Origin of the sequence: Pseudomonas sp. 22526, from assembly GCF_052044735.1 — a bacterium.
Classification (GTDB): domain Bacteria; phylum Pseudomonadota; class Gammaproteobacteria; order Pseudomonadales; family Pseudomonadaceae; genus Aquipseudomonas; species Aquipseudomonas piscium.
On record NZ_JBQENK010000005.1, the window covers coordinates 129535 to 152334 of the forward strand.

The 22800-nt window shown below is 59.4% G+C and carries 24 protein-coding genes and 3 tRNA genes; 10 read left to right on the forward strand and 17 right to left on the reverse strand.

The window, feature by feature from the left end:
• Positions 1 to 87 precede the first annotated feature (87 nt).
• From lon to ACTJKT_RS09585, 7 genes are all read right to left on the reverse strand, one after another.
• Positions 88 to 2484, reverse strand: a complete 2397-nt coding sequence (lon, locus tag ACTJKT_RS09555; protein ID WP_009044652.1) for an endopeptidase La — start codon at positions 2482 to 2484, stop codon at positions 88 to 90.
• A 163-nt stretch (positions 2485 to 2647) separates the two neighbouring features.
• The gene (gene clpX, locus ACTJKT_RS09560) at positions 2648 to 3931 is read right to left on the reverse strand and encodes an ATP-dependent Clp protease ATP-binding subunit ClpX (protein WP_007927204.1); all 1284 of its coding nucleotides are present in this window, start codon (positions 3929 to 3931) and stop codon (positions 2648 to 2650) included.
• Between the two features lie 106 nt (positions 3932 to 4037).
• Entirely contained in the window at positions 4038 to 4679 is a 642-nt protein-coding gene (clpP, locus tag ACTJKT_RS09565; RefSeq protein ID WP_007927205.1) for an ATP-dependent Clp endopeptidase proteolytic subunit ClpP, read from the reverse strand.
• Positions 4680 to 4772: 93 nt separating this feature from the next.
• Entirely contained in the window at positions 4773 to 6083 is a 1311-nt protein-coding gene (gene tig, locus ACTJKT_RS09570) for a trigger factor (protein WP_440787035.1), read from the reverse strand.
• Positions 6084 to 6506: 423 nt separating this feature from the next.
• A tRNA-Leu gene (locus ACTJKT_RS09575) sits at positions 6507 to 6591 on the reverse strand.
• 56 nt (positions 6592 to 6647) lie between these two features.
• Positions 6648 to 6723 (reverse strand) — tRNA-His (locus ACTJKT_RS09580).
• A gap of 40 nt (positions 6724 to 6763) precedes the next feature.
• A tRNA-Arg gene (locus ACTJKT_RS09585) sits at positions 6764 to 6840 on the reverse strand.
• A 280-nt stretch (positions 6841 to 7120) separates the two neighbouring features.
• On the opposite strand from ACTJKT_RS09585, the gene folD reads away from it, so the two are divergent.
• Positions 7121 to 7975 (forward strand): bifunctional methylenetetrahydrofolate dehydrogenase/methenyltetrahydrofolate cyclohydrolase FolD, encoded by an 855-nt coding sequence (folD, locus tag ACTJKT_RS09590; RefSeq protein ID WP_007927213.1) that lies wholly within the window; start codon positions 7121 to 7123, stop codon positions 7973 to 7975.
• Between the two features lie 387 nt (positions 7976 to 8362).
• On the opposite strand, the gene ACTJKT_RS09595 is transcribed toward folD, so the two are convergent.
• Both ACTJKT_RS09595 and ACTJKT_RS09600 read right to left on the reverse strand, forming a co-directional pair.
• Positions 8363 to 9715 (reverse strand): GDSL-type esterase/lipase family protein, encoded by a 1353-nt coding sequence (locus tag ACTJKT_RS09595; protein WP_440786898.1) that lies wholly within the window; start codon positions 9713 to 9715, stop codon positions 8363 to 8365.
• Positions 9716 to 9765: 50 nt separating this feature from the next.
• A complete protein-coding gene (locus ACTJKT_RS09600; protein WP_440786899.1) occupies positions 9766 to 9966 on the reverse strand; it encodes a hypothetical protein in 201 nt (66 codons plus the stop codon).
• A 58-nt stretch (positions 9967 to 10024) separates the two neighbouring features.
• Here ACTJKT_RS09600 and ACTJKT_RS09605 point away from each other — a divergent pair, with 58 nt between their 5' ends.
• The gene (locus ACTJKT_RS09605; protein ID WP_440786900.1) at positions 10025 to 10348 is read left to right on the forward strand and encodes an integrase; all 324 of its coding nucleotides are present in this window, start codon (positions 10025 to 10027) and stop codon (positions 10346 to 10348) included.
• Positions 10349 to 10470: 122 nt separating this feature from the next.
• The gene (pbpG, locus tag ACTJKT_RS09610; RefSeq protein WP_440786901.1) at positions 10471 to 11409 is read left to right on the forward strand and encodes a D-alanyl-D-alanine endopeptidase; all 939 of its coding nucleotides are present in this window, start codon (positions 10471 to 10473) and stop codon (positions 11407 to 11409) included.
• Between the two features lie 91 nt (positions 11410 to 11500).
• Here pbpG and ACTJKT_RS09615 read toward each other — a convergent pair whose 3' ends face one another.
• Positions 11501 to 12175: a PA2778 family cysteine peptidase gene (locus tag ACTJKT_RS09615; protein WP_440786902.1), complete on the reverse strand. Its 675-nt coding sequence runs from the start codon at positions 12173 to 12175 to the stop codon at positions 11501 to 11503.
• A 221-nt stretch (positions 12176 to 12396) separates the two neighbouring features.
• On the opposite strand from ACTJKT_RS09615, the gene ACTJKT_RS09620 reads away from it, so the two are divergent.
• Positions 12397 to 12564, forward strand: coding sequence for a hypothetical protein (locus tag ACTJKT_RS09620; protein ID WP_440786903.1), 168 nt, complete (start codon positions 12397 to 12399; stop codon positions 12562 to 12564).
• A 79-nt stretch (positions 12565 to 12643) separates the two neighbouring features.
• Here the strand turns inward: ACTJKT_RS09620 and ACTJKT_RS09625 are convergent, their stop codons facing one another.
• Both ACTJKT_RS09625 and ACTJKT_RS09630 read right to left on the reverse strand, forming a co-directional pair.
• Positions 12644 to 13405, reverse strand: a complete 762-nt coding sequence (locus tag ACTJKT_RS09625; RefSeq protein WP_440786904.1) for a TerC family protein — start codon at positions 13403 to 13405, stop codon at positions 12644 to 12646.
• Positions 13406 to 13437: 32 nt separating this feature from the next.
• Positions 13438 to 13686, reverse strand: coding sequence for a hypothetical protein (locus tag ACTJKT_RS09630; RefSeq protein ID WP_097304302.1), 249 nt, complete (start codon positions 13684 to 13686; stop codon positions 13438 to 13440).
• A 136-nt stretch (positions 13687 to 13822) separates the two neighbouring features.
• On the opposite strand from ACTJKT_RS09630, the gene nhaR reads away from it, so the two are divergent.
• A complete protein-coding gene (gene nhaR, locus ACTJKT_RS09635; protein ID WP_023964284.1) occupies positions 13823 to 14728 on the forward strand; it encodes a transcriptional activator NhaR in 906 nt (301 codons plus the stop codon).
• A 6-nt stretch (positions 14729 to 14734) separates the two neighbouring features.
• Here nhaR and ACTJKT_RS09640 read toward each other — a convergent pair whose 3' ends face one another.
• The gene (locus tag ACTJKT_RS09640) at positions 14735 to 15889 is read right to left on the reverse strand and encodes an MFS transporter (RefSeq protein ID WP_440786905.1); all 1155 of its coding nucleotides are present in this window, start codon (positions 15887 to 15889) and stop codon (positions 14735 to 14737) included.
• Positions 15890 to 16173: 284 nt separating this feature from the next.
• Between ACTJKT_RS09640 and sstT the strand changes: the two genes are divergently transcribed.
• The gene (sstT, locus tag ACTJKT_RS09645; RefSeq protein ID WP_440786906.1) at positions 16174 to 17406 is read left to right on the forward strand and encodes a serine/threonine transporter SstT; all 1233 of its coding nucleotides are present in this window, start codon (positions 16174 to 16176) and stop codon (positions 17404 to 17406) included.
• Between the two features lie 83 nt (positions 17407 to 17489).
• On the opposite strand, the gene ACTJKT_RS09650 is transcribed toward sstT, so the two are convergent.
• Entirely contained in the window at positions 17490 to 17999 is a 510-nt protein-coding gene (locus ACTJKT_RS09650; protein WP_007927228.1) for a DUF1993 domain-containing protein, read from the reverse strand.
• Positions 18000 to 18134: 135 nt separating this feature from the next.
• Between ACTJKT_RS09650 and ACTJKT_RS09655 the strand changes: the two genes are divergently transcribed.
• The gene (locus tag ACTJKT_RS09655) at positions 18135 to 18785 is read left to right on the forward strand and encodes a YceH family protein (protein WP_440786907.1); all 651 of its coding nucleotides are present in this window, start codon (positions 18135 to 18137) and stop codon (positions 18783 to 18785) included.
• Positions 18786 to 18881: 96 nt separating this feature from the next.
• Here ACTJKT_RS09655 and ACTJKT_RS09660 read toward each other — a convergent pair whose 3' ends face one another.
• Both ACTJKT_RS09660 and ACTJKT_RS09665 read right to left on the reverse strand, forming a co-directional pair.
• On the reverse strand, positions 18882 to 19400 hold the full coding sequence (locus ACTJKT_RS09660) for a cupin domain-containing protein (protein ID WP_063432097.1): 519 nt from the start codon (positions 19398 to 19400) through the stop codon (positions 18882 to 18884).
• 111 nt (positions 19401 to 19511) lie between these two features.
• Entirely contained in the window at positions 19512 to 20330 is an 819-nt protein-coding gene (locus ACTJKT_RS09665; RefSeq protein ID WP_440786908.1) for a shikimate 5-dehydrogenase, read from the reverse strand.
• Positions 20331 to 20584: 254 nt separating this feature from the next.
• Here ACTJKT_RS09665 and ACTJKT_RS09670 point away from each other — a divergent pair, with 254 nt between their 5' ends.
• From ACTJKT_RS09670 to ACTJKT_RS09680, 3 genes are all read left to right on the forward strand, one after another.
• Positions 20585 to 20941, forward strand: coding sequence for a hypothetical protein (locus tag ACTJKT_RS09670; RefSeq protein WP_440786909.1), 357 nt, complete (start codon positions 20585 to 20587; stop codon positions 20939 to 20941).
• A gap of 249 nt (positions 20942 to 21190) precedes the next feature.
• Positions 21191 to 21385 (forward strand): hypothetical protein, encoded by a 195-nt coding sequence (locus tag ACTJKT_RS09675; protein ID WP_007927235.1) that lies wholly within the window; start codon positions 21191 to 21193, stop codon positions 21383 to 21385.
• A gap of 109 nt (positions 21386 to 21494) precedes the next feature.
• Positions 21495 to 21677 carry a hypothetical protein gene (locus ACTJKT_RS09680; protein ID WP_007927236.1) on the forward strand — a complete coding sequence of 61 codons (183 nt, stop codon included), beginning with the start codon at positions 21495 to 21497 and terminating at the stop codon, positions 21675 to 21677.
• Here the strand turns inward: ACTJKT_RS09680 and ACTJKT_RS09685 are convergent.
• Entirely contained in the window at positions 21674 to 22741 is a 1068-nt protein-coding gene (locus ACTJKT_RS09685) for an AI-2E family transporter (protein WP_440786910.1), read from the reverse strand. The genes ACTJKT_RS09680 and ACTJKT_RS09685 overlap by 4 nt on opposite strands.
• Between the last annotated feature and the right edge of the window lie 59 nt (positions 22742 to 22800).

Genomic DNA, 22800 nt, shown 5'->3' on the forward strand with positions numbered 1-22800 from the left:
GTGCTGAATGGCCTACAGACACTTAAGAGCCGCTTTATAACAAGGGCTCTAAAAAGCTGTCAAGGAAGCCCCCCAGGCTAATGCGTACTAATGCGTGCTAATTCTTTCCTTAGAGTCAGACTCGCGTTTTTCATCCTTTGCAACTATCTCGGGAGCCACATCCGGCAAGGGCTCCGGCGCGTATTGCAGCGCAATTTGGAGGACTTCGTCAATCCATTTAACTGGCTTAATTTGCAGATCCTGCTTGATATTGTCAGGAATTTCCTTCAAATCACGCACATTCTCTTCTGGAATGATGACTGTCTTGATTCCGCCGCGATGTGCTGCAAGAAGTTTCTCTTTCAAACCACCGATCGCCAACACCTGACCACGCAGGGTAATTTCCCCGGTCATCGCCACATCAGCCCGCACCGGAATGCCGGTCAGTGCCGAAACCAGGGCCGTGCACATGCCTACGCCAGCACTAGGGCCGTCTTTCGGGGTCGCCCCTTCCGGCATATGGATATGGGTGTCGCGCTTCTCATGGAAGTCCAGGGGGATCCCCAGGCTCTTCGCCCGGCTACGCACCACCGTCAGCGCCGCGGTGATCGATTCGACCATCACGTCGCCCAGCGAACCGGTCTTGATCAGCTGGCCTTTGCCAGGCACCACAGCGGCTTCGATGGTCAGCAACTCGCCACCGACCTGGGTCCAGGCCAGGCCCGTTACCTGACCGATCTGATCCTGCTGCTCGGCCAGGCCGTAGCGGAATTTGCGCACGCCGAGGAAATGCTCCAGCAGGTCGGAAGTGACCTTCACCGAGAAGCGTTTTTCCAGCGCATGTTCCTTGACCGCCTTGCGGCAGACCTTGGCAATCTGGCGCTCCAGCCCACGCACACCAGCCTCGCGGGTGTAGTAACGGATGATGTCGCGAATGGCTTCTTCGTCGAATTCCAGCTCGCCTTTCTTCAGGCCGTTGGCCTGGATCTGCTTCGGCGACAGGTATTTGACCGCGATGTTGATCTTCTCGTCCTCGGTGTAACCCGGCAGACGAATCACCTCCATCCGGTCCAGCAAGGCTGGCGGAATGTTCATCGAGTTGGAGGTGCAGAGGAACATCACATCGGAGAGGTCGTAATCGACTTCCAGATAGTGGTCGTTGAAGTTGTGGTTCTGCTCGGGGTCGAGCACTTCGAGCAATGCCGAAGCCGGATCGCCACGCATGTCGCTGCCCATCTTGTCGATTTCATCGAGCAGGAACAGCGGGTTGCGAACCCCCACCTTGGTCATCTTTTGAATCAATCTTCCCGGCATCGAACCGATGTAGGTACGGCGATGGCCGCGAATTTCCGCTTCATCGCGCACACCACCGAGGGCCATGCGCACGAATTTACGGTTGGTGGCGTGGGCAATCGACTCCGCAAGGGAGGTTTTACCGACCCCGGGAGGCCCGACCAGGCACAGTACCGGACCACGAATCTTCTTCACGCGCTTTTGCACGGCGAGGTATTCGAGAATCCGCTCTTTGACTTCTTCCAGACCATAGTGATCGGCATCGAGGATGTCTTCGGCACGCGCCAGGTCCAGACGAACCTTGCTCTGGGCCTTCCACGGCACCTGGACCAGCCAGTCGATGTAGGAGCGCACCACTGTGGCCTCGGCCGACATCGGCGACATTTGCTTGAGCTTGTTCAGCTCGGCCTGGGCCTTGGCCAGGGCATCCTTTGGCAAGCCAGCGGCGTCGATGCGCTTTTTCAGCTCTTCGACTTCGTTGTGACCTTCGTCACCGTCGCCCAGCTCTTTCTGAATGGCCTTCATCTGCTCATTCAGGTAGTACTCGCGCTGGCTGCGCTCCATTTGTTTCTTCACGCGACCGCGAATGCGCTTCTCGACCTGCAACAGATCGATTTCCGCATCCAGCAGCGCCAGCACGTGTTCGACACGCGCCGACAGGTCGATGATTTCGAGAATTTCCTGCTTCTGCTCGATTTTCAGCGCCATGTGGGCGGCCATGGTGTCTACCAGGCGGCTCGGCTCATCGATGCTGTTGAGAGACGACAGCACTTCGGCAGGGACTTTCTTGCCCAACTGCACGTATTGCTCGAACTGGGACAGCAGGCTGCGGACAAAGACTTCCGACTCGCGCTCAGGAGCATCCACCTCATCGATCAGGGAGACTTCGGCACGGCAGTGGCCATCCACTTCGCTGAAACGCTCTACAGCGCCCCGCTGCTCGCCCTCGACCAGTACTTTGACGGTGCCGTCGGGCAACTTGAGCAATTGCAGAACAGTGGCGATGGTACCTACGCGATAGAGTGCATCTTCACCGGGATCATCATCAGCAGGATTTTTCTGAGCCAACAGAAGAATCTGCTTGTCGCCCGTCATCGCGGCCTCGAGGGCTTCGATAGACTTCTCGCGCCCCACGAACAGCGGGATAACCATGTGCGGATAAACCACGACATCACGCAATGGCAGGAGAGGCAATTCGATGGTTGTCTTCATGATTTCGCCTCTACGGCGGCCATAAGGCCGTAAACAGATGGAAGTAAGCTTGAAACCAAGATGGGGGCTGCCTCGAAAAAAAACAAGCTCAAAGACAGTACTTTAAAGGCAGTAAAAGCAAAGGGGCCCGAAGGCCCCTTCTGTCAAACCAGCAGTCCGGCGCTTAAGCGTCCGGGGCTGCCTTGGCAGTCGGCTCACTGTTTTCATAGATATACAGTGGCTTGGACTTACCTTCTATAACGCTTTCATCGATCACTACTTTACTCACCTCGGATTGCGAGGGGATTTCGTACATAGTGTCGAGCAATACGCCTTCGAGAATCGAACGCAATCCGCGAGCACCGGTCTTGCGCTCAAGCGCACGCTTGGCGACCGACTTGAGGGCATCGGTACGGAACTCCAGATCGACGCCTTCCATCTCGAACAGCTTGGCATACTGCTTGGTCAAGGCGTTTTTCGGCTCAGTGAGGATCTGGATCAACGCAGCCTCATCCAGCTCGTCCAGGGTCGCCAGAACCGGCAGACGGCCCACGAACTCCGGAATCAGGCCGAACTTGACCAGATCGTCCGGTTCGACTTCACGCAGGGATTCGCCGACCTTCTTGCCCTCTTCCTTGCTGCGTACTTCAGCATTGAAGCCGATGCCGCCGCGAGTCGAACGGTTCTGAATAACCTTTTCCAGACCCGAGAACGCACCACCGCAGATGAACAGGATGTTGCGTGTATCGACCTGCAGGAATTCTTGCTGCGGATGCTTGCGACCACCTTGAGGCGGAACGGAAGCCACAGTGCCTTCGATCAGTTTCAACAAAGCCTGCTGCACGCCTTCACCCGAAACGTCACGGGTAATCGACGGGTTGTCAGACTTGCGGGAAATCTTGTCGATTTCATCGATATAGACGATGCCCATTTGAGCTTTCTCTACATCGTAATCGCACTTCTGCAGCAGTTTCTGAATGATGTTCTCGACGTCCTCACCCACATAACCGGCTTCGGTCAGGGTAGTGGCGTCGGCAATGGTGAAGGGTACATTCAACAGGCGTGCCAGGGTCTCTGCCAACAGAGTCTTGCCCGAACCTGTAGGGCCGATCAGCAAGATGTTGCTCTTGCCCAGTTCGACCTCGTCATTCTTTTTGTCACGCTGGTTGAGGCGCTTGTAGTGGTTGTATACCGCTACTGCCAGAACCTTTTTCGCACGTTCCTGACCAATCACATACTGATCAAGGATGCCGCTGATTTCTTTAGGCGAAGGCAATTTATGCGCGCTGCTTTCGGCCTGTGCTTCCTGCACCTCCTCACGGATGATGTCATTGCACAGGTCGACGCACTCGTCGCAGATAAAGACCGAGGGGCCGGCAATCAATTTGCGTACTTCATGCTGGCTTTTGCCACAGAAGGAGCAATAAAGCAGTTTGCCGTTGTCCTCGCCGTTGCGGGTGTCAGTCATTCGATCGATCCAAATCCGATAGGCTTGCAACACAAGATGAAGGCAATTGCGGGCTTTTTCAAGTCCGCAGGTGGCCGGTTAAACCAACCACCTACATTTGAGTTGCTTAGGCGGGCATTTGACGCTTGGTGATCACAGAGTCAATCAGGCCGTATTCAGCCGCACGCTCTGCGCTCATGAAGTTGTCGCGCTCGGTGTCGCGCTCGATGGTCTCGAGGCTCTGACCGGTGTGATGGGCCAGCAGCGAGTTCAGACGCGAACGGATGTGCAGGATTTCCTTGGCGTGGATGTCGATATCCGAAGCCTGGCCTTGGAAACCGCCCAATGGCTGGTGAATCATCATCCGCGAGTTAGGCAGGCAATGACGTTTGCCCGCTGCGCCACCGGCGAGCAGGAAGGCCCCCATGCTGCAGGCCTGGCCGATGCAGATGGTGGAAACGTCCGGCTTGATGAATTGCATGGTGTCGTAGATCGACATGCCCGCAGTCACCGAACCGCCTGGCGAGTTGATGTAAAGATGGATGTCCTTGTCCGGGTTTTCCGCTTCAAGGAAGAGCAATTGTGCCGCGACCAAGTTGGCCATGTAGTCTTCTACCGGGCCAATCAGGAAGATCACCCGCTCCTTGAGGAGGCGCGAGTAGATGTCATAGGCGCGTTCGCCACGGGCGGACTGCTCGATAACCATCGGGACCAGACCGCCTGCGGCCTGGATGTCAGAGCTCTGCTGATAATAAGAATTGCGGGACATGTCCTGCAGTCACTCCCAAATAGTCATGTCTTGAATACGCATAAGCCAGCACGAAGGCTGGCTTATGGTGTGTATTTTCGAACGAGTAAAAAATCAGTCGGCTTGTGGTGCTTCTACCGGCTTGACCGCTTCTTCGTAAGAGACCGATTTGTCGGTCACGCTAGCTTTCTGCAGAACAGTATCCACAACTTGTTCTTCCAGCACAACCGAACGGACTTCGTTCAGTTGCTGCTCGTTCTTGTAGTACCAGGACACGACCTGCTCCGGCTCTTGGTAAGCAGAAGCCATTTCCTGAATCAGCTCACGCACGCGGGCTTCGTCAGGCTTGAGGTCGAATTGCTTGACCACTTCAGCCACGATCAGACCCAGTACAACGCGACGCTTGGCTTGTTCTTCGAACAGCTCGGCCGGCAGTTGATCAGGCTTGATGTTGCCGCCGAACTGTTGAACGGCCTGAACGCGCAGACGGTTCACTTCGTTGTCCAGCAGAGCCTTAGGCACTTCGATCGGGTTGGCAGCCAGCAGGCCGTCCATTACCTGGTTCTTGACCTTGGACTTGATGGCCTGACGCAGTTCACGCTCCATGTTCTTGCGAACTTCGGCGCGGAAACCTTCCAGACCAGCTTCCTTGATGCCGAATTGAGCGAAGAACTCTTCGGTCAGCTCTGGCAGCTTAGGCTCGGAAACGGTGTTGACGGTCACAGTGAACTCGGCGGCTTTGTTAGCCAGGTCCAGGTTCTGGTAGTTCTCAGGGAAAGTCAGGTTCAGAACGCGCTCTTCACCAGCTTTGGCGCCGACCAGGCCTTCTTCGAAGCCCGGGATCATGCGGCCGGAACCCAGTACCAGCTGAGTAGCCTTGGCGGAACCGCCAGCGAACACTTCACCGTCGACTTTGCCGACGAAATCGATGTTCAGTTGGTCTTCGTTCTGGGCGGCACGGTCGGCCACTTCGAAGCGAATGTTCTGCTTGCGCAGGATTTCCAGCATGTTGTCCAGATCGGCATCAGCCACGTCAGCGCTCAGGCGCTCAACGGCGATGGACTCGAAACCGGCAACGGTGAACTCAGGGAACACTTCGAACGTTGCGATGTATTCCAGGTCCTTGCCCTTCTCCAGAACCTTTGGTTCAACCGAAGGAGCGCCAGCCGGGTTCAGCTTCTGCTCGACAACGGCTTCGTAGAAGGAAGCCTGGATCACGTCGCCCACAGCTTCTTGACGCGCATCGGCTTCATAACGCTGACGGATCACGCTCATTGGGACTTTGCCAGGACGGAAGCCTGGAATCTTGGCCTTTTGGGCAGTCTGCTGCAGACGCTTGTTGACCTGTGTCTCGATGCGCTCAGCCGGCACGGTGATGCTCATGCGGCGCTCAAGAGCAGAAGTATTTTCAACAGAAACTTGCATGGATATTCCTCGTTGCACAGACGTTAGCCGGCCGTTTCCGACCCCAGAATCAAGGGCATGCATTCTAGTGGGTCAAACTCAAGAAGTCACCCTACTGAAAACGGGTAAAAAAACAGCTGGCGATTTAAAGGCGGGGACCAAGGGTTGAGCCTCGCCCTGAGAGCAAATACAGCGAATCAAACCAGGGCCTCTGCACCAACGCTTCTATATATAGAAGCAATGGCACGTCACATCCCTGATGGCCGGACCAAACCACAACCCGACCGGCAAACCTTCAGCATTCCAGCGACCAAAGGACGAGTGTTTCGTCGCTTCCCTGGCCCACCACCTGCGACCCACTGGAAATACAGACTTCTGAAACGAAAACGGCGCAGCCCTTTTCAGGTGCTGCGCCGTCATCTGCTATATAAATAGCTACTTAATTGGTGCGGACGAAGAGACTCGAACTCTTACACCTTGCGGCGCTGGAACCTAAATCCAGTGTGTCTACCAATTCCACCACGTCCGCGTATCAAGCTTTTAAAGCAAAGGCGCCAGACTATTAATCTGGCGCCTTTCGGAATATGGGGTGGACGATGGGGATCGAACCCACGACAACAGGAGTCACAATCCTGTGCTCTACCAACTGAGCTACGCCCACCATATTGCGTTGTTGCGTTACTTGTGCCAAAGCTGCCTAATGGCGCACCCGGCAGGACTCGAACCTGCGACCATCCGCTTAGAAGGCGGATGCTCTATCCAGCTGAGCTACGGGCGCCTTATTAATCTGTATTCTTTAATGATTACAAACTAAGTGCTTTCAGTCGTTACGAGCTAAACATCAACTCTGCCCGACCTTCTTAACCAGTGCTAGGCTGTGCCCGACAAGTGCGACGAATGTTATAGACGAGCCGTTAGGTCGTCAACTCTTTTTTGAAAAAAATTCATTTAATTAAAGGAGTTAGGGGAATTTGCAGACCAAGCGCCTTTGCCCTCACGTCCTGGCATGCGAGAATGCGTGCTCTTTTTCTCTCCCTCTCGATGGTTAATCACGCGTCATGACTGCACAACTAATCGACGGCAAAGCGATCGCCGCTAGCCTGCGCCAGCAGATCGCCAAACGTGTCGCCGAGCGTCGCCAGCAAGGCCTGCGTACTCCAGGCCTCGCGGTGATCCTGGTCGGCAGCGACCCGGCCTCTCAGGTTTATGTCTCGCACAAGCGTAAAGACTGCGAAGAGGTCGGCTTTCTTTCACAAGCCTATGACTTGCCTTCCGACACTACTCAAGAAGCACTGGCCGGCCTGATCGACCGCCTCAACGATGACCCGAACATCGACGGCGTCCTGCTGCAACTGCCACTGCCCGAACACCTCGATGCCTCCAAGCTGCTGGAGCGCATCCGCCCGGATAAAGACGTGGATGGCTTCCATCCTTATAACGTCGGTCGCCTGGCCCAACGCATTCCTCTGCTGCGCCCATGCACGCCGAAAGGCATCATGACCCTGCTGGAGAGCACTGGTGCCGATCTGTACGGCATGGATGCAGTGGTCGTCGGCGCTTCCAACATCGTCGGCCGTCCGATGGCGATGGAGTTGCTGCTGGCCGGCTGCACCGTTACCGTCACCCACCGCTTCACCAAGGATCTGGCCGGCCACGTCGGGCGTGCCGACCTGGTGGTCGTGGCCGCCGGCAAGCCGGGCCTGGTCAAGGGTGAGTGGATCAAGGAAGGCGCCATCGTCATCGACGTCGGCATCAACCGCCAGGAAGACGGCAAGCTGGTGGGCGACGTGGTCTACGAGACCGCCCTGCCCCGCGCCGGCTGGATCACCCCGGTACCGGGTGGCGTTGGCCCTATGACTCGCGCCTGCCTGCTGGAAAACACCTTGTATGCGGCAGAAACGCTGCACGACTGACGCTGGGAAATAACCCGGATAAAAGAACCCCGCCACTGGCGGGGTTCTTTGTTTCTGCTTGCCGAAAAACCTGAAGCGAATACCCCCCGCTTGCAGTGACGATCGAGTCATCAGAAAGGAGGGGATCGAACTGATACAAAACTGATACAGGATGAAATTTAATTTACCTGAAGCCCTTTACCTACGGGCGTGTAGCTCTTTCCTGGCACATACTCATAAAATGTTTTTTGGGTTACGCAACGTAACATAAAGTAGAGAGCCCCAGCATTTGCTGGGGTTCGAATACCCTGCGCCACACACGGTAAACCTGTAAAACACACGCAGTGGTACAAAAATTGGTACAAGTAACCACCCCTCTCCGGCGTTCTGCCGACCGAACACAATTCCTCACTGCTTCACCGGAATTAATGGGCTACGCAAATACACCACCGCTGGAACATACAGCGTGTTCAGCGCATAGCTGCGAGATTTGAGCAACTGGTTACCGCCAGTAGCTGGAGCGATAGCTCCGACAGTTGGATTGAAAATGATGGGCTTTGCACCGATGGATCTGACGTAGTCGAGCAGGTAGGTGATCTGGAACTGAAACACCTGGTTGGTTGTTCCCTGGTAGTAGTCATTCGTCGAGCCCATGATCCAAACGTAGTCTGGCTTCTCCGCGGCTACGTCCTTAAAAAACCTGGCGACCATCTGGTCTGTTCGATTGCCTGGGATGCCCTTGCTGATCACGACAGCCTTATCAAGCCTCTCTATCAGCCGCTTGTGAATACCGGCTCCAGGTGTTGTCCAGCTATCACCAATTATCAGATGCTTGCCCTGATTGATGTTTTCTGCAGGTGCAAGCGCATGGTAATGGGTGATCGATCCAGGGTAGAAGACAGAATCCCCGGACGTTGGGACAGTCACTTTCACTCGGACCTTGCTGCCGGCGACTATGGTGTACGGGATATCCACAGATGCGATGGTGTTGTCGCGGGTTACCTGGGTTTTGGCCGCTTCTACGATTTCACCGGTTGGGCGTATCTCGGTGACGACGATGTCGAGGGTTGCCGCTTGCTTGCCAGCCTGCTTGCCAGGGTTGATCACAATGTTCGTGACCATGTTTTCGTAGAGCGAAACGAAAGGCTTGGATGCAACCCCTGCACCGGCATTGCCGGCGTGCACCGCGATACCTACCCCGTCCTCGGGCTGGCCGCCAACATCCCCATAGCCAGACGCTGGTGCTGGAACAGATCGGGCGCCGTTGATGACCTCCCAGCCTGATGCTGATTTGTACTGCGCTGCCCGGCGTAGCATTGGGCGGTCAGTCAGCTGGCGAAGTGCATCATCAACAACGCAGGCGAACCCGAACTGGTTGCCATGGGCATCATCGCGGTAGAAGTTGTAGAACTTAGCTCCTGCCAGAATTGCCCGCGGCAGAGGCCTGTCGATGACAACCTGGTTTGACTTCACATCCTTGATAACCACCGGATAGAACGCCTTGTCATCGCCCTGGTAGCAAGCCAATTGGCCACGGCTGAAACCACTGGTAGGCGTGAGGTTGATGGCGAAGTCGCCAACCTTCCCTTCGGTCTTGGCCGCGGCTTCAACCACACCGCCAGGCTCGTTTGTGTACCAACCAACACCGGCCAAGGTACCGAAATGAAGATCAACGAAGGCCGGGTTCAAGTTCCGCTCAGGCAAAGCAGCGGAAGAAATCGACGTGATCAGGGAAAGGAGTAGAGCGAGGGGATAACGCATGCGGGACAAATCCGTCCATGAATGTACCCGCATTATTACATAGAGGCTGCTTAGACCAATGACTGCTGCCAGCAGATGTCTGCCAGAATCGTCGCCGTGATCGGCGATCCGGTGCCATTAGCGACACGAAGCGCGATGAAACGCAGAGGTGTATCAGTACGCGGCGCAAAGAAGTCCTTGGCGATTGCTGTTCCGGTGAAGGTTGACAGGTCAATGCCGCCGGCGCCGTCGATGCTCAACAGTCGGGCCATGCATGCCCTCGCAAAAGCGAAGGAGATTGCAGATCAACGAGCCGGTGATCGAGGGCGAGTGAAAAAGTCATCCCCCTTTGTCTTCCAGCCATCCGGCAGCTCGGACTTCATGCGTGGGCCCAGCACGCCCGGGGGGCACTTTGATAAACCGCTGAAGGCCCTGAAAATAAAGCTCAGGAGTCAATACAACTGCCGGCATACCTACGCCACAATGTGCCTCATGGCCGGCATGAATCCAGCGTTTATCGCTGGCCAGCTTGGTCATAGCGTGCAGGTCCTGCTTTCCACTTATGCCAAGTGGCTCAACTCCTCCACCGATTGGTCGGAGGTGGGAAAACTCGAAAGCAAGATTGGTACAAAACTGATACAGGATGAAATTTAATTTACCTGAAGCCCTTTACCTACGGGCGTGTAGCTCTTTCCTGGCACATACTCATAAAATGTAACGTTCTTCTGAAAGCAGCCCGTTGCAGAACGGCATATCCACTTTATGAGTCCGCCCGCGTGAAAATCCGTCTTTCTATCCTGAGCCTGTTTTTTGCATTTACAGGCACCTTTATCACGCAGAGCGCCGTCGCTCGCGAAACCACCGAAGCGCCGCGCGACCCTTCCCAACTGCATATTGCCTCCGGCAGCGCCCTGCTGCTGGATCTGCAGACCAACAAGGTCATCTATTCCAGCAATCCCGACGTGGTCGTGCCCATCGCATCGGTGACCAAGCTGATGACCGGCCTGATCGTACTCGACGCCAAGCAACCGCTGGATGAATACATTTCCGTGGACATCAGCAACACCCCGGAAATGAAAGGCGTGTTTTCCCGGGTCAAGCTCAAGAGCGAGCTGCCGCGCAAGGAGATGCTGCTGATCGCCCTGATGTCGTCGGAAAACCGTGCCGCCGCCAGCCTCGCCCACCACTATCCGGGCGGATATGCGGCCTTTATCGCGGCCATGAACGCCAAGGCCAAGGCACTGGGCATGACCAGCACGCACTATGTCGAGCCGACCGGCCTGTCGGCCCATAACGTGTCCACCGCACGGGACCTGAGCAAACTGTTGCTGGCGGCGCGCAAATACCCGCTGCTGAGCGAGCTGAGCACCACCAAGGAAAAGACCGTGGCGTTCCGCAAACCCAACTACACCCTGGGTTTTCGTAATACCGATCACCTGGTCAACAAGGCCAACTGGGACATAAAACTGACCAAGACCGGCTTTACCGATGAAGCAGGCCACTGCCTGGTGCTGGTCACCAGCATGAGCAACCGCCCGGTGGCCCTGGTGATTCTCGACGCCTTTGGCAAATACACGCACTTCGCCGATGCCAGCCGCATCCGCCAGTGGCTGGAAACCGGTAAAAGCAGCTCGGTACCGAATGCCGCCTTGAGCTACAAGGCCGGCAAAAACCTGAAAAGTCGTCAGAATGGCGTCGCCCAGTCCGCCGAATAGAACCTGACGGACACAAAAAAGGCTGCAGATCCGTCGATCGCAGCCCTTTCAAAGGACGGCGCCCCAGGGCGCCGTCAGCGTTTCTGCTATCTCAGTTGGCGCTCAACGCCTTGGTCGCCCGCGCCGCCGCGTTCTCCTGCCCGGCCTGGGCCAACTCATCGGCCGCCTTCAGCCAACGCTGGCGATCGACCTGGGCTGGCACCTGGGTCGGCCCCTGAATCAGCACCGCCCAGTGCCCCGCATTGCCCCAGGCCGACTCGAACTTGGCAAAGTCCATCAACAGACGACGATTCATTCCCGCTCGCAACAACACCGTCTGCTTGTGCCGGTTATAGCCCGCCAGCACGGCATAACGAGGCTCGGCCCAGAACGCCGAGCCTTCGGTGTAACGCAGCATCACCGGGTATCCCGCGGCAACCTGGGTCAACAGCGCTGCCAGATTGTCGTCCAGCGGGTAGACCACCATCCCGTACTCCCGCGCCAGGGTCAGCATGTTCTGCTGCAACTTCGCCTCGGCGCCCGGCAGATGCAGCGGCTTGTCCAGCAGACCTGGAGTGATCGCGATGCCTTGCTGGGACAGCATGCTGGCCAGGGTGCCCGGGCCGCTCTGATAGGTTTCGCCGCGGAAAAACGGCACGCCGTTGAGTTCCACCCGCTCGGGCAGGCGTTGAATCTCCGGCTGCACGCTGCTGGCGCAACCGGCCAGCGTCAGGGCGCAGGCGCCCGCCAACAACAGTGTTCGAAATCGCAGAAACATCCGTTCCATCATGACTCTCTTGTGCAGACGCCAAGCCAGGAGCCCCGGCCGAAACGCTGATCATAGGGCGCCGCGATGCAGGGGTATAGCGTCCAGCCGCAGTAATTTGCGCCCCATAGAGCAAACAGTTTGATGACACTCGACTATTGGTCAATGGCTTGAAACACATCCACGACTAGACTGTCCATTGCAACGAGTGTGTGCCCGGACAGGGCAAAAAGGAGGCATGTATGAGCCTGACAACGACAATCCTGATGCTGATCGGCGGCTGGCTGGCCGTCGCCGCTGCCATGCTCTGGGGCATCCTGAGGATTGCTCGCCGACACCATCATCCGCGTTTGCCGGCTCCCGCCGCGAAAACCGCAAAACCGGCCCGGCATCACGCCACCGCGCACTGACTGGCGCTTTTTCTCCCACCCAATAAAAAACGGCGGCCTGTGTTCAAGGACACCGGCCGCCGTCGGTTATTGCCGCGAATCAGGCTTCGACTTCCGCCTCCGCCGCCACCCGCTTCTGCCGGGCACGACGGGCCAGCATGTTCAGCCCTTCGATGGCCGCCGAGAAAGCCATGGCCGCGTACACATAACCTTTAGGTACATGGGCACCGAAACCTTCGGCGATCAGGGTCATGCCGATCATGATCAGGAAGCCCAGGGCCAGCATGACCACCGTCGGGTTGTCATTGATGAACTTGGCCAGAGGCTCGGCCGCCAGCAACATCACCAGTACCGACACCACCACCGCGATGATCATGATCGGCAAGTGCTCGGTCATGCCGACGGCGGTGATGATGCTGTCGATGGAGAACACCATGTCCAGCATCAGGATCTGGCCGATCGCCGCGGCAAAACCCAGGGACACGCCAGAGGTCTCGCTTTTGCTGTCCTGCGGCTCCGGGTCCATGCTGTGATGGATCTCCGTGGTGGCTTTCCATAGCAGGAACAGGCCGCCGGCAATCAGGATCATGTCCTTCCAGGAGAAGACCTGGCCGAATACATCGATCACCGGTTCGGTCAGCTGCACGATGAAGGCGATGGTGCTGAGCAGCGCCAGGCGCAGGATCAGGGCCATGCCGATACCGATCCGCCGGGCCTTGGCCCGGTGCTGCTCGGGCAGCTTGTTGGTCAGGATCGAAATGAAGATCAGGTTATCGATGCCGAGCACGATTTCCATGACCACCAGGGTTGCCAGGGCGACCCAGGCGGTGGGGCTGGCGGCGAGTTGTAACAGGTATTCCATGGCTCAGTCCTGAGTCGGGGGTATGGGGGGAATCAGATTTCCTGGGACGACGAGGCAGGTTCTTTGGCCTCGTCAGCCGGTTTTTCCTGCTTGCTGATCAAGCCTTGGGTCGCGTCGCTGATCGCCTGTTCGGCGGCCTTGTGCGTGTCGTCGATCGCCTGCTTGGCGTTTTCCGCAGCCTTGCCCAACAGCTGTTGCGCGCTTTTTTCCGCCTGTTCGCAACCGGCGAGGGTGATCAAGGACAACGCCAGCAACGATGCGGCGATGGTTTTATAGGTCATTGCGCTTTCCTCGTTAGAACGGAGCGGGCCGTGATGATGGCCCGTCAATAGCGAGGCATTCTATGGAGATGAACACTTCAGGAAAATTCGTATTTTTAACAGCTATACTTCGGTTTTTACGAATCAAAAGCCAGCCATGCTCAATTACCGCCAACTGCACTACTTCTGGGTCGTCGCCAAGACCGGCAGCATCGTCCGGGCCTGCGAGCAACTGAACCTGACCCCGCAAACCATCAGTGGCCAGATCACCCTGCTCGAACAGACCTACGGCATCGAGTTGTTTCGCCGGGTTGGCCGGCAACTGGAGCTGACCGAAGCCGGGCGCCAGACCCTGCCCTACGCCGAGCAGATGTTCCAGCTAGGTGGCGAACTGGAAGCCATGCTCCAGGCCCAGCCCAACGAACAGCAGATCCTGTTCCGGGTCGGCGTGGCCGATGTGGTGCCCAAATCGATCGTCTACCGCCTGATCGCCCCGACCATGGAACTGAACGAACCGATCCGCATCACCTGCCGCGAGGACAAGCTCGAACGCCTGCTGGCCGACCTGGCCATCCAACGCCTGGACCTGGTGATTTCCGACAGCCCCATGCCCTCGCACCTGGATATCAAGGGCTACAGCCAGAAACTCGGCGAATGTGGCATCAGCTTTTTCGCCACCGAGGAACTGGCCGAGCGTTATGGAACGGACTTCCCCCATAGCCTGCATGGCGCTCCGTTGCTGATTCCCGGACAGGAAACAGTAGTACGCAGCCGCCTGCTGCGCTGGCTGGCCGAGCAACAGATACAACCCAGGATCATTGGTGAGTTCGACGACAGCGCCTTGATGCAGGCATTCGGCCAGTCAGGCAGCGGGATCTTTATCAGCCCCAGCGTGATCGCCGACGAAGTGCGGCGCCAATACGGCGTGCAACTGATCGGCCAGACCGACGCGGTCAGCGAGTCGTTCTACGCCATTTCGGTCGAACGCAAGGTCAAGCACCCCGGCATCGTGGCGATCACCGAAGGCGCCCGCCGCGAGCTGTTCACCGCCATGGGTGCTTGAGGGGGATCAGGCGCAACTGGCCTGTGGCTTGAGGGTCATCAACAGCAGGGCCAGCAGGATCGACACCAGGATAAAACCAGCGGCGGCAAACCCCAGGCTGCCCAGCCCCAGGGTGTCGATCACCCGGCCGCCGACCATGGCGCCCAGGCCGATCCCCAGGTTGGCCCCGGCGATGTTCAGCGACGCGGCAAACGCCGGTGCCTGAGGCGCGGCCTTGATCAGGCGGACATGGCTGACCAGAAACAGCGCCGCCTGGGTCACGCCCCAGACACCCATGGCCGCCGCCAGGCCCAGCGGCGAGTGAATGCTCGGCACCAGCGCCACCATGCCGCCGATCATCAAGGCGCAGAAGCCCATGGACGCCAGCAACGGATGACGGTCCACCGCCCGGCCGCCCAACGAGTTGCCGATCAGCCCCACCGCACCGAAGCCCATCAGGCACCAACCCACCAGCGTGCCGTTGAAACCGGCCAGGCGCTCGAGGATATCCGCCAGGTAGGTGTAGGCGGTGAACATGCCGCTGAACACCAGGATCGACAGCAACACATGCCCCTGCATCAAGGGGCTGCGCAGGATGCCGAACTGCGAGCGCAGGCTGGCCTGCTCGTTGTGCACCCGGGTTTGCGGCAGGTAGACGTACAGCAGCAACGCCTTGGCAAAGGCCACCAGCGCCAGGATGCCGAACGCGCTGCGCCAGCCGAAGGCATCGGAAATCAGCGTACCCACCGGAATGCCGAACACCGTGGCACAGACGATGCCGAAGCCGATCTTGGCGATGGCCCGCCCGGCATAGTCAGGGCCGACGATGTCCACCGCGGTTTCGCTGGCCAGGGCCCAGAACACCGGCAGCCCCAACGCTGGAATCAAGCGGGCCACCGCCATCACCCAGATATTCGGCGCCAGCGCCGCCAGGGTGTTGGCCAGGCCGAACATCACCAGCACCGAAATGAACAGGCGCTTGCGCTGGAAACGGGCGAAGTAGGCCGTGAGGAACGGCCCGAACGCCGCCACGGTAAAGGCGAACAGGGTCACCAGCAGGCCGGCCTGGGGAATGCTGACCGCAAGATCGCGGGCAATCGAAGGCAGCAGGCCGACAATGATGAACTCCGTCGTCAGCACGGTAAAACCGGCGGCCGACAACAGCAGAATGGGCAACAGCATGGAAAACTCCGGAAACGACGACATCAGCGATGGCCTGGGGGCCCGCTGACTGGAGATGAGAAGAGGATGGCGAATCCTAACAGAATGTGTCCGCGCCTGTCTGGGGCAGCGGCGAAAAAACCGCAGGCTACTCTAGAAGGCTCAGGTGGCAGATCGTCACATCCTTGGGCGAACCCCCTGTGATAAAGTCCGCCCCCTGCCGCAACACCCTGTACCTTCAGCAACTCATCAGCACGGCGTCCCCTGTCGACGCACGGCACATTAAAAAAATCAGAGATACCGTTATGACTGCTTCACCCCCGTCGCTCCTGGAAAAACTCAAACGCACCAGCCTGGTCACGCAGATCGTCATTGGCCTGATCGCCGGTATCGCCCTGGCGCTGCTGGCCCCCGAACTGGCGAAATCCACCGCCTTTATCGGCAAGGTCTTTGTCTCGGCGCTGAAAGCCGTCGCGCCGATCCTGGTGTTCGTGCTGGTGATGGCCTCCATCGCCAACCACAAGCACGGCCAGGAAACCCATATCCGCCCGATCCTCTGGCTCTACCTGCTGGGCACTTTCGCCGCGGCGGTGGTGGCGGTGGTCGCCAGCAGCCTGTTCCCCTCCTCCCTGGTGCTGAGCACCCATGACGTCGCCATCTCCGCCCCTGGCGGCATCAACGAAGTCCTGCAAAGCCTGCTGCTGAGCGTGGTGGACAACCCGGTCAGCGCGCTGATGAACGCCAACTTCATCGGCATCCTGGCCTGGGCCATCGGCATGGGCGTGGCCATCCGCCACGCCGGCGACACCACCCGCACCGTGCTGGACGACCTGTCCAATGGCGTGACCCTGATCGTGCGGGTAGTGATCCGCTTCGCCCCGCTGGGCATCTTCGGCCTGGTGGCCTCGACCCTGGCCACCTCCGGCTTTGGCGCCCTGCTCGGCTACGTGCATCTGCTGGCGGTACTGATCGGCTGCATGCTGTTCGTCGCGCTGGTGATGAACCCGCTGATCGTGTTCTGGAAGATCCGCCGCAACCCGTTCCCGCTGGTGCTCATGTGCCTGCGTGAAAGCGGTATCACCGCCTTCTTCACCCGCAGCTCGGCAGCCAACATTCCGGTCAACCTGGAACTGAGCAAGCGCCTGGGCCTGCATGAAGACACCTATTCGGTGTCGATCCCGCTGGGGGCCACCATCAACATGGCCGGCGCCGCCATCACCATCACCGTGCTGACCCTGGCCGCCGTGCATACCCTGGGTATCGCCGTCGACCTGCCTACCGCCGTGCTGCTCAGCGTGGTCGCCGCCATCTGCGCCTGCGGCGCCTCCGGCGTGGCCGGCGGTTCGCTGCTGTTGATCCCGCTGGCTTGCAGCCTGTTCGGCATCCCCAGCGAAATCGCCATGCAAGTGGTCGCGGTCGGCTTCATCATCGGCGTGCTGCAGGACTCGGCGGAAACCGCACTGAACTCCTCCACCGATGTGCTGTTCACCGCCGCCGCGTGCATGGCTCAGGAAGAGAAGGCCCAGCAGACTGCCTGATCGTTCATAAACAGCGCGCACTAAAAAGCCCGGCAAGGCTCGCACCTTGCCGGGCTTTTTTATGGGCTTGGCAGCCCGCTATTTCAGAAAGCGCCCATGTAGTCGCGCTTGCCGATTTCCACGCCGTTGTGACGCAGGATCGCGTAGGTGGTGGTGACGTGGAAGAAGAACTGCGGCAGGCCGTAGGTCAGCAGGTAGGACTGGCCGCTGAAGCGCTTCTCTTTCGGGGTGCCCGGACGGGTGACGATCTCGATGCCTTCCTTGCCATCGATCTGCGCTGGCTGGATACCGTCGATAAAGGCCAGGACCTTGGCCAGCAGTGCCTGCAGCTCGGCAAAGGTGGTTTCAGTGTCGTCGTACTTCGGCAGCTCGACTTCGGCCAGGCGGGCGGAAACGCCCTTGGCGAAATCGACAGCGATCTGCACCTGGCGGATCAGCGGGAACATGTCCGGGTACAGGCGGGCCTGCAGGAAGGCATTCGGGTCGATGTTCTTCGCCGTGGCGTGGGCTTCGGCCTTGTTCAGGACATCGCTCAGGGCGTTGAGCATTTGCTTGAAGACGGGAACGGAGGCGGCGTACAGGGAAATGGTCATGACGGTCTCGACAGAGTGGCGGAAAAAATTGGCAACAAGGTCGCGGATTATAGACCTGCCCGGGCCTCGCCGGCGGCTTGTCTTTTATCCAGCAAGGATTAGGCTAGTCGCCTTCGACAGCATAGGGAACGCGCGATGAGCATCGAGCAAGAAACCTCCAGCGAGCAATTGCAACTGAGCAGCACCGAACTGCGCATTCTCGGGTCGCTGATCGAGAAGCAGGCCACCAGCCCGGAAACCTATCCGCTGACCCTCAATGCCCTGGTCATCGCCTGCAACCAGAAAACCAGCCGCGAACCGGTGATGAACCTCACCCAGGGCCAGGTCGGCCAGAGCCTGCGCGCCTTGGAAAACAGCGGCTTCGCCCGCCTGGTGATGGGCAGCCGCGCCGACCGTTGGGAGCATCGCCTGGACAAGGCTCTGGAACTGGTGCCGGCGCAAGTGGCACTGGCTGGCCTGCTGTTCTTGCGCGGCCCGCAGACCGTCAACGAGCTGCTGACCCGCAGCGGCCGCATGCACGACTTTGAAGACAGCGAGCAGGTGGTGCATCAACTGGAACGCCTGATCGCCCGCGGCCTGGCACTGCTGATCCCGCGTCAGGCCGGCCAGCGCGAAGATCGCTACATGCATGCCCTGGGAGACCCGGCAGATATCGAGGCGATCCTCGCTGCCCGACAGAACCCGGTGGAACGCAGTTCGGGCAGCAGCGTATCGGCGGAACGCATCGAAGAGCTGGAAGCGCGCATCGCCGCCCTCGAAGAGCGCCTGGCGAGACTCGAAGGCTGATCGCCCCCCGCCCCTGCGGCAGCGCCTTGTAGCCGCTGCCGCAGGCTGCGATCGCCGACGCAGTCGGCGCAATGTCTCGCAGGCTACAAAAGCCCCCTACTCCCCCTCCCAGTAATCCACCCCGTCCGCATGCCGCGCCACCGCGACGAACCCCGAGGCATTGCCCTGGTCGTCGATCTTGAAGTCCTTCATCACCACATATTTGCCGGAATCCGGGTACTCGCAGATATCCGGCGCTTCCTGGGTGCTGACCGCCAGGTAGCGCAACTCGCCCTGGCTGGTGTTGATGATCTGGTGCGCGGTGTCCATGTCGCCCGGCGGGCAGGCGATCACATCGCCGGCGCGGATGGCAAAACGCTCGGCGCCGAGGCGGATCTCGCCCTCGCCGGCCACTATGTAGAACATCTCTTCGTTGACGCGATGGTTATGGAAGGGGCTGGCGCGCATCCCCGGGCCCAGGGCAATCAACCGGTAGCCGAGCTTCTGCGCGCCCAGTTGCTGGCCGATACGGGCGATGCGCTGGACATAACGGCCGGCGGTGTCGCCGGTGGGGCTCAGGGCTTCAGGCAGCGGCTGAAGGTCCGCCTGATCCAGATTGAGAATGGCAGGTGGCATAACAAGGGTCCTCGATCAGGGTGGCGTGGAACAGAGGCAAGTCTTGGCTTGCTGGCGACCAGTATAGGCAGGGCTCCGCGCCCCACCGACCTGCCCCGTTCCACCCGCCGGTCAGGCACGGGCGAAGGCCACCGCCTGCTGGAACTGCTCGGCGCTGGGGCGCACGCCGGTATACAGCACGAACTGCTCCAGGGCCTGGATGGCGATCACTTCCAGGCCGGTGATCACCTGCTTGCCCTCCATCCGGGCGCGCAGGATCAGCGGGGTTTCCGCCGGAACCGCCACCACGTCGAACACCGTGCGCGCGGCCTGGATCGCCTCGACCGGGAATGCCAGCTGATCGGCCTCGGGGCCGCCGCTCATGCCGATCGGGGTGACGTTGATCAGCATCTGCGGGCGCAGCTCGCCCAGCTCCGCCTGCCAGGCATAACCCAGGGAATCGGCGAGGGCCTGCCCGGCTTGGGCATTGCGGGCGACTATCACGCCATCGCGGTAGCCACCATCGCGCAGGGCGCTGGCCACCGCCTTGGCCATGCCGCCGCTGCCGCGCAGGGCAAAGCGGGTGTCCTTGGGGATCCGGTGGCTGTCGAGCAACTGGGCGACGGCGATGTAATCGGTGTTGTAGGCCTTGAGGTGGCCGTTGCTGTTGACGATGGTGTTGATCGACTGGATCGCGCTGGCCGAGGCGTCCAGTTCGTCCACCAGGGCAATGCAGGCCTCCTTGAACGGCATGGACACGCCACAGCCGCGAATGCCCAGGGCGCGGATCCCGCCGACGGCGCCCGGCAGGTCCTGGCTGCTGAACGCCTTGTAGTAGAAGTTCAAGCCCAGCTGTTCATACAAATGATTGTGAAAGCGCAGGCCGAAATTCCCCGGACGCCCTGACAACGACATACACAATTGGGTGTCTTTGTTGGGGTTCATCTGCATGTTGATCTCCTTGGAACGCACTTTCGGATAGACGGGATTAGCCAGCCATGGGGTTCTGCCCGATCATATCGACGGCGCCTGAAAAACAGGCCCGCCGCCCACGGACGAGGGGTAAAGAAGCCGGTACAGACCTTACACAAAATTTACCCGGCGGCTGTGCAGTTTTTCGGAAAACCGCTGTCTTAGAAGTATCCCCGCGACAGTCCTCGCGTCTATTGCAGACCGAGCGCTGGGGTCGGAACCGAGGAATAGCCATGATGCGTAAAATCCCCAAGATAGCCTTGCTCATTGGTGCACTCGCTGTCGCCGGTCAAGCGTCCGCCCACGGTGGCGGTGGTTGGGGTGGACCGGCGGTAGTCGGTGCGGTGGTCGGCGCCGCGGTAGTGGGTTCGGTGATCGCCAGCCAGAGCCGCCCGGTCTACGTGCAACAGCCGGTCTATATTCAGCCGCAGCCGGTCTATGCCGCGCCGCCACCGGTCTACTACCAGCCACAACCGGTGTACGTGGAAGGCCCGCCGGTCTATTACCGTCCGGCCCCGGTGTACTACGGTCCACCTCGCGGCTATTACGGCCCGCCTCGCCACTACTATTACGGTCCTGGCCGTTGGTAAGCCAGACAGCCACCCACCGACAGGCCCCGCTTTCGCAAGCGGGGCCTGTTGCGTTTGAAACAACCCTGAAACGTCTGAATAAATCTTGCAGAGGTCGCTGCCGGGACAGCTTTTGCGATTCAATCCGGCAATAGTGTTGCCAAGCGCCAGCCCGTGCGCGCGAGCCCACGGCTGTCATATTTATGTCATGCCAGGTCCGCAAGATCGGATCTGTCCACAAATCGGCCCCATAACAACAAGGACGACGCCATGCCGACCCAGAACCCCCACCACTCCCCCACCCTGGGCACCGCGAGCAAGGTGTACAGCGCCCTGACCGAACTCAAGCATCTGGAAGGCCACCGCAGCGCCAAGTTCCTGGCCCTGCTGGCCGAGCACCTGGTGCGCAAGGGCCTGCTGCATGATCCGGAAGTGGTCTACATGCTCGATCAGGTCGTCGACTGATCGGGCTGGCGCTTTTTTCGCCGGTATTGATGTCCACTATCGAGCGCGGTGATTTTTCGTAGAACCTCTCGGTCCGTAAGGTAGCCCCCATAGATCGATGGAGGTACTTATGCCCAAGGTTCAGATCATGTCCGTTATCGGTAGCGCCGTTCCCACCTCGCTCAGGGAGCTGGGGTTGCTGGCGTGTTGGTACCTGGTGCGCGACGGCGAGCCGGTCAGCGGCCCGCTCACTTCGCTCACCGCCGCCCAGGCCCTGTCGCAAAAGATCGAGCAGCGCGTCCTGCATGCCTAAGGCAACGGCAGCTGCGCGCGCGGCCGGGTATCGACGAACAGGCCCCAGCTCGAAATGAACAGCGCGGCGATCAACGGCCCGATGACAAAACCGTTCAGGCCGAAGATCGCCAGGCCCCCCAGGGTCGAAATCAGAATCAGGTAATCCGGCATCCTGGTGTCCTTGCCCACCAGGATCGGACGCAGCACGTTGTCCACCAGGCCGATCACGAACACCCCGTACAAGCCCAGCAACACCCCTTGCCAGATCGCCCCGCTGAACAGGAAGTACAGGGCCACCGGGCCCCAGACGATCGCCACGCCCACCGCCGGCAACAACGACAGCAAGGCCATCAGCACCGCCCAGAGCAGCGGGCTGGGAATCTCCAGAAACCAGAAAATCAGCCCGCCCAGCAGCCCCTGGCTGGCCGCCACCAGCACGTTGCCCTTCACCGTGGCCCGCACCACTCGATTGAACTTGAGCTGCAGCCGGCGCTTCTGGTGCTCGGCCAAGGGCAACGCGATGCGCACCTTGCGTACCAGTTCGGGGCCATCGCGCAAAAAGAAGAACAGCAGGTACAGCATCACGAAAAAGCTCACCACGAACTTGAAGGTGCCCTGGCCGACGCTGAACGCCTGGGTGGCGAAGAACTGGCTGCCTTGCAGCGCGCCCTTGACGATCTTCTCGCGCACGCTCTCCAGCTCGCCCAGGCCGAAGCGGTCCAGCAGTTGCTGGAAGTACGGCGGCAGGCTGTGCTTGAACTGGTCCAGTTGAGCGGCGATGTCCAGCTTGCCGCTTTCGATGCTCTGGTAGAGGTTGGCGCCTTCCTGCACCAGCAAGGTGCTGATGATGGCCACCGGCAGAATGGTGCTCACCAGGCAGATGCCCAGGGTGCAAAAGGCCGTCAGATTGCGTGGCCAACCGAACTTGATTTGCAGGCGCCGTTGCAGCGGGTCGAACAGGATGCCGAGAATCACCGCCCAGAACACCGCGCCGTAAAAGGGCAGCAGAATCCAGATGAAGGCGACGGTCACCAGGGTCAGCAGAAGCAACAGGCTTTTGTGTTGGATGAGGTGCTGGTTCATGTCCGCTCCCCGTCAATAAGGTCCAGGACGCCGCAAAGCGCCCCTAAAACGTTAGTCCG

Excerpts from the sequence above, each read along its gene's own strand:
- ACTJKT_RS09670 (WP_440786909.1), top strand. The coding sequence starts at position 20,585 with ATGATGCGTAAAATCCCCAAGATAGCCTTGCTCATTGGTGCACTCGCT.
- sstT (WP_440786906.1), top strand. The coding sequence starts at position 16,174 with ATGACTGCTTCACCCCCGTCGCTCCTGGAAAAACTCAAACGCACCAGC.
- clpP (WP_007927205.1), bottom strand. The coding sequence starts at position 4,679 with ATGTCCCGCAATTCTTATTATCAGCAGAGCTCTGACATCCAGGCCGCA.
- ACTJKT_RS09680 (WP_007927236.1), top strand. The coding sequence starts at position 21,495 with ATGCCCAAGGTTCAGATCATGTCCGTTATCGGTAGCGCCGTTCCCACC.
- clpX (WP_007927204.1), bottom strand. The coding sequence starts at position 3,931 with ATGACTGACACCCGCAACGGCGAGGACAACGGCAAACTGCTTTATTGC.
- tig (WP_440787035.1), bottom strand. The coding sequence starts at position 6,083 with ATGCAAGTTTCTGTTGAAAATACTTCTGCTCTTGAGCGCCGCATGAGC.
- ACTJKT_RS09600 (WP_440786899.1), bottom strand. The coding sequence starts at position 9,966 with ATGGCCCGACTGTTGAGCATCGACGGCGCCGGCGGCATTGACCTGTCA.
- lon (WP_009044652.1), bottom strand. The coding sequence starts at position 2,484 with ATGAAGACAACCATCGAATTGCCTCTCCTGCCATTGCGTGATGTCGTG.
- ACTJKT_RS09665 (WP_440786908.1), bottom strand. The coding sequence starts at position 20,330 with ATGCAGATGAACCCCAACAAAGACACCCAATTGTGTATGTCGTTGTCA.
- ACTJKT_RS09675 (WP_007927235.1), top strand. The coding sequence starts at position 21,191 with ATGCCGACCCAGAACCCCCACCACTCCCCCACCCTGGGCACCGCGAGC.
- ACTJKT_RS09630 (WP_097304302.1), bottom strand. The coding sequence starts at position 13,686 with ATGACCTATAAAACCATCGCCGCATCGTTGCTGGCGTTGTCCTTGATC.
- ACTJKT_RS09655 (WP_440786907.1), top strand. The coding sequence starts at position 18,135 with ATGAGCATCGAGCAAGAAACCTCCAGCGAGCAATTGCAACTGAGCAGC.
- ACTJKT_RS09615 (WP_440786902.1), bottom strand. The coding sequence starts at position 12,175 with ATGGAACGGATGTTTCTGCGATTTCGAACACTGTTGTTGGCGGGCGCC.
- ACTJKT_RS09640 (WP_440786905.1), bottom strand. The coding sequence starts at position 15,889 with ATGCTGTTGCCCATTCTGCTGTTGTCGGCCGCCGGTTTTACCGTGCTG.
- folD (WP_007927213.1), top strand. The coding sequence starts at position 7,121 with ATGACTGCACAACTAATCGACGGCAAAGCGATCGCCGCTAGCCTGCGC.
- ACTJKT_RS09685 (WP_440786910.1), bottom strand. The coding sequence starts at position 22,741 with ATGAACCAGCACCTCATCCAACACAAAAGCCTGTTGCTTCTGCTGACC.
- ACTJKT_RS09620 (WP_440786903.1), top strand. The coding sequence starts at position 12,397 with ATGAGCCTGACAACGACAATCCTGATGCTGATCGGCGGCTGGCTGGCC.
- ACTJKT_RS09660 (WP_063432097.1), bottom strand. The coding sequence starts at position 19,400 with ATGCCACCTGCCATTCTCAATCTGGATCAGGCGGACCTTCAGCCGCTG.
- ACTJKT_RS09595 (WP_440786898.1), bottom strand. The coding sequence starts at position 9,715 with ATGCGTTATCCCCTCGCTCTACTCCTTTCCCTGATCACGTCGATTTCT.
- ACTJKT_RS09625 (WP_440786904.1), bottom strand. The coding sequence starts at position 13,405 with ATGGAATACCTGTTACAACTCGCCGCCAGCCCCACCGCCTGGGTCGCC.
- ACTJKT_RS09650 (WP_007927228.1), bottom strand. The coding sequence starts at position 17,999 with ATGACCATTTCCCTGTACGCCGCCTCCGTTCCCGTCTTCAAGCAAATG.
- nhaR (WP_023964284.1), top strand. The coding sequence starts at position 13,823 with ATGCTCAATTACCGCCAACTGCACTACTTCTGGGTCGTCGCCAAGACC.